This window comes from Xenorhabdus sp. IM139775, assembly GCF_028598745.1.
GTDB lineage: Bacteria > Pseudomonadota > Gammaproteobacteria > Enterobacterales > Enterobacteriaceae > Xenorhabdus.
In genome coordinates, this window is record NZ_JAQRFK010000123.1 from 1 (window position 1) to 4,511 (window position 4,511).

Sequence of the window (4,511 nt, forward strand, 5' to 3'; positions counted from 1 at the left end):
TCGTCGCCTGCGCTGCTGGCTGGAGTCCCGCTATCAACCGTTTGTGCTGGCGATCCCCAAAAATGAACCGTTGTGGTGGCAAGGGCCGACCTGTGTCAGAGCGGACAACATTGTGGACAGCCTGACGCCCCAGCAATGGGAAAAATATTCTGCGGGGCGGGGAGCGAAAGGCGAACGTCAGTATGACTGGATTCGGGTGCCGCTCTGGCGTTTACAACTCAGTGAGAAAGAACGGGAATATGGCCATTATCTGCTGGTCCGGCGCAGCCGGGATGAAAAACAGGAACGGGCTTACTATGTCGTGTATGCGCGCCGAGAACAGGCTGACCTGAAAACCCTGGCTCAGGTGGCAGGCCGTCGCTGGGAAATTGAGTGTGGTTTTGAAGAAACGAAGGGAGAATGCGGTCTGGATCATTATGAAGTGCGGCAATGGCACAGTTGGTATCGGCATATTACCTTATCGCTCCTGGCCCATGCGGTACTGGCGGTCTTACGGATACAGGAGAAAAAAAACGCCGACGGGGCTGATAGCCCTCAGTGTGGCAGAACTGCGTAGGCTACTGTCAAAATTAATGGAAAAGGCCGGAGAGACCGTCGAGCAGGTTTTACATTGGTCATCCTGGCGACGACGACATCAATATTACGCACAACAATGCCATTATCGTCGTCGGGATAACCGCATGATTACAGAGCAATTACGACTGTAGTACTAGCCGGACAGCATAGGCTTAAACCGCTGCATTACATTTCATCGCTCTCGGTATTTCCCGGTCACCGGGGAAAACACTATTTCAACGAAGAAAGGCTCGAACACCCTGACGGCCTGGTCGGCGGTTACCGGCAAACTAAATGGGTTTCAGAACGGCTTATCTTTCAGGCCGGTGAGCGGGGACTCCCTTACTGTATTTATCGTCCTGGGCAAATCACGGGTGCGCAAAGTAATGGTGCCTGTTCAACTGATACCTATCTTAACGCTGCAATCAAAAGCTGCATTCAGCTTCAAACGGAGTTGCCACTCGATGTCATATTAGAGATCTCTCCGGTCGATTTTTGCGCACAATCCATTGCGCACATTGCGCTTTCTGGAAATGAGACAAATAAGATCTACCACTTAACACAGTCAGCGCCTGTTCATTGGCGAAGCGTTATTGCGATGCTAAGAACGTATGGATATACACTCGACGCTGTAACCTATCCGCAATGGTATCACCGCCTGTCTACAGCACTGGAGAAGGGGGAAGACAATGCTCTCGGCAAATTCTTTTCGCTGTTTGGTGAAGAGGCGCCTTCCAAAGATGCTGGCGATGAGGGAGCGCTCCCGCATTATGAATACAGCAATCTGACACGTGCGCTGGCAGGAACCGACATCGTGGCAAAACCGCTGGATCAATCGCTGCTGAATCGTTATGTCGATTATTTTATTGCTACCCATTTTCTTCCCGCCCCAGATAACGTGCTTACCTCCAGCGAAGGAACTCGACCATGATGTCACAATCCCATCATTTTATGACGCTGACAGAAGCGCTAGACTATTACGCCTCCGTCACGCCAGACGCTCTGGCTTTAATTAAAGTGAACAACCCACTTGACAATGAAAAAAACATCGCTGTCAGTTACCATCAGCTACGCAACTCCGCCCTGCATCTCGCTGAGCATCTTCTGTCCACGTGGGTTCCGGGTAGCAGGCTCCTTTTACCTACGTCAGTGAGTGAATATTTTGCGGTCGGTTTAATGGCCTGCCAGTATGCCGGTATGGTTGCCGTTCCCTCACCGTTGCCTACCCAGTATCAGCATCAGCTTCAGCGTTTGAGCAATATCATGCGCGATGCCGATATTGTGGAACTGTTATGTGCGCCAAGTGATGAAAGCATGATTCAAGTCTGGCTGGATCAAAACGCGATTAACCGCCCGGTACTGACAATTAAACTGAGTGATGAACCCTTGCCAGATGGGTTGAACTTACCTAGCCTTCGTCCCCACGATCTGACGCTATTGCAATACACTTCCGGTTCGACTGGTAATCCCAAAGGCGTAATGCTCACCCATAATAACCTGATACATAATGCGAATAGCTTTCAGCAGGCCCTGGGTTACGACGATAAAACCCGGTTCGGTGGCTGGATACCGCAATATCATGATATGGGTTTGATGGCACAGTTGTTACCCGCGCTGTTATTGGGCAGTAGTTGCTATTTGATGACACCTGGCCAGTTCCTGAGGAGACCGCTACACTGGTTAAAAATGATCGAGCGTTTCAGGATCAACCATACCTGTGCGCCCAACTTTGCGTTTGAACTGTGTTGTCGTCGTATTTCAAAAAGCGAACTAAGCGAGCTGGATCTCTTATCACTTCACTATCTGATCAATGGTTCAGAGCCGGTGCAAGCCAGCACTATTGAGGAGTTTACTGACTATTTCCTCCCAGCAGGTTTTAAGCCAGACGCTATGCAGCCTTGCTATGGTATGGCCGAGTGTACGGTATTTATTTCCGGTCACTCGCCTCGCCCTCCGCGAGTGATAACCCGGTGGGAAACGCAGGCCATTGGCAATGCGGAACATCAGTTTGTCAGTTGCGGTTCTGCACAACACTACGATCTTAAAATTGTTGATCCGCAAAACTGTCACCTGCTTAAAGATGGTGAGACAGGCGAAATTTGGCTAAAGGGCAGTAGCGTAGCAAAAGGGTACTGGAACAAACCTAAAGAGACCGCCGAGACCTTTTGCGCTTATACCAGATGTGGCCTGGGACCTTATCTTCGCACAGGCGATATGGGGTTTGTTCATGAAGGTGAAATATTCATCACTGCCCGAATCAAAGAAATCATTATTGCGCACGGAAAAAATCTCTATCCTCATGACATTGAACATGGTCTGCGTCGTCAGTTCGATGAACTGGCCGGGCGTTATGGTGCCGTTTTTGGCATAAACACTGCGCCATCTCAAGAAGCACTTGTGGTATGCCATGAATTATCAGGCTTGTTTGATGAAAATGAGCTGGAACAACTCTCCACGCAGATTCAGCACTGGATACAAAGTGAGTGGGGAGCACCGCTAGCCGCAGTTATTCTTGTTCCACCAGGAGAAGTGAGCCGGACAACCAGCGGTAAGATACAGCGCAATGTCATGAAAGAACGTTTTCTAAACCAGACTCTTCGTATCCGCCACCAGTGGCTTTCTTCCGCCACCCGCTCAATACTTAGTGAGATTATTCGCGACGACGTTGGGGAGAAAGCCTGATGAAAACGCTGTTTGAAGCATTGCAGCAGGTCATATCAATCCCATTGATCGGTGAGGCCGCTTCACTCTGGCATAAAGAAGCAGAGCAGGCTTTTGCATGTTCACGTCTGATGCAGCATGACAGGGAGGCTACGTTTCCTTGCGAGGCCGTGAGCTGGCTTGATCAACAGGATGCCCAGTTACTCTATCTACCCATACAATTTGGAGGAAAACTGAGAAGTCTGATGTCGATTGTCACACTCTGGCGCGCGCTGGCGGTACGTGATCTTACCGTAGCGGTAGGACACGGAAAAACATTTCTCGGCGCAGTCAGCGTGTGGTTAGGCGGGAATGCGCAACAAATTGATCAGGTTCGCAGGGCGTTACTCTCACATGAGCCATTGTCATGGGGATTAACTGAGCAAGGTCGGGGAGCAGATTTAATGGCGACTCAAACCACGGCAACCCCTTGCGATCAGGGCTGGCGTCTGAAGGGAGAAAAATGGCTCATTAATAATGCGACGCGCGGCAACATAATGACGGTTCTGGCTCGCACAGATAGCAATGAGGCAGTTGGAGCCCGCAATCTTAGTCTCCTATTGGTGGATAAGCGGCATCTGAAGCCAGGCAGTTGGCGTAATCTTGATAAGGTAAGTACTTATGGAATTCGCGGTGCCGACATCAGCGGACAACAATGGTTCGACGCTGAGTTGCCGCGGGATGCGATTATCGGGGATCCCGGTCAGGGGCTCGAACTCACCCTGCGCGCACTTCAGCTTACCCGAACGGCATGCTGTGGGCTCTCAGTTGGTGCTTTGGATGCAGGAATAAAACTGACGGCTGAACTGGCTCAACAACATCGCTTATATGGGCGACGCATGATTGAGTTGGATACAGTGCAATCTCTATTGGCAGAATCTATGCTCATTTCGTGGATGACGGAGGTTACAGCATGGATTGCTGCCCGTCATGCCAGTTTTATACCGCAGGAGATGAGTATTGTTTCTGCACTGGCAAAAGCGGCAATTCCGTCACTTGTCGCGCAGCAATTAACACTCCTGGAAGAGCAGATGGGAGCCCGCGGATTTATCAACGATCTGTACGTTGATGGCGCGTTTCAGAAGTTAATCCGCGACCACCAGATCGTTCCCATTTTTGATGGCAGCACCGTGGTAAACAGAGTTTCGCTGGTGCCTCAGTTGCCGACACTTATCCGGAATTTCAAAAAGGGAACCGCAGATATCAACTCCCTGAATAAGTTAGCCGACATGCGCACGTATTTGCCGGAGACATTA

At 50.4% G+C, this 4,511-nt stretch carries 5 protein-coding genes and 1 pseudogene; all 6 read left to right on the forward strand.

Going from position 1 to position 4,511, the window contains the following annotated elements; all coding sequences use genetic code 11:
- Window positions 1–556: IS701 family transposase (locus tag PSI17_RS15905; RefSeq protein WP_273552897.1), on the forward strand; the 556-nt coding region annotated here is incomplete at its 5' end.
- Window positions 540–707 (forward strand): hypothetical protein, encoded by a 168-nt coding sequence (locus PSI17_RS15910; RefSeq protein WP_273552898.1) that lies wholly within the window; start codon window positions 540–542, stop codon window positions 705–707. The genes PSI17_RS15905 and PSI17_RS15910, both read left to right, overlap by 17 nt.
- Window positions 695–1,054 (forward strand): annotated as a pseudogene (locus PSI17_RS15915) (SDR family oxidoreductase); the annotation flags it as partial. The gene PSI17_RS15910 and the pseudogene PSI17_RS15915, both read left to right, overlap by 13 nt.
- 99 nt (window positions 1,055–1,153) lie before the next feature.
- Entirely contained in the window at window positions 1,154–1,486 is a 333-nt protein-coding gene (locus PSI17_RS15920) for a hypothetical protein (RefSeq protein WP_273552899.1), read from the forward strand.
- Entirely contained in the window at window positions 1,483–3,237 is a 1,755-nt protein-coding gene (locus PSI17_RS15925; protein WP_273552900.1) for a fatty acyl-AMP ligase, read from the forward strand. The genes PSI17_RS15920 and PSI17_RS15925 overlap by 4 nt, the downstream gene beginning before the upstream one ends.
- Window positions 3,237–4,511: acyl-CoA dehydrogenase (locus PSI17_RS15930; RefSeq protein ID WP_273552901.1), on the forward strand; the 1,275-nt coding region annotated here is incomplete at its 3' end. The genes PSI17_RS15925 and PSI17_RS15930, both read left to right, overlap by 1 nt.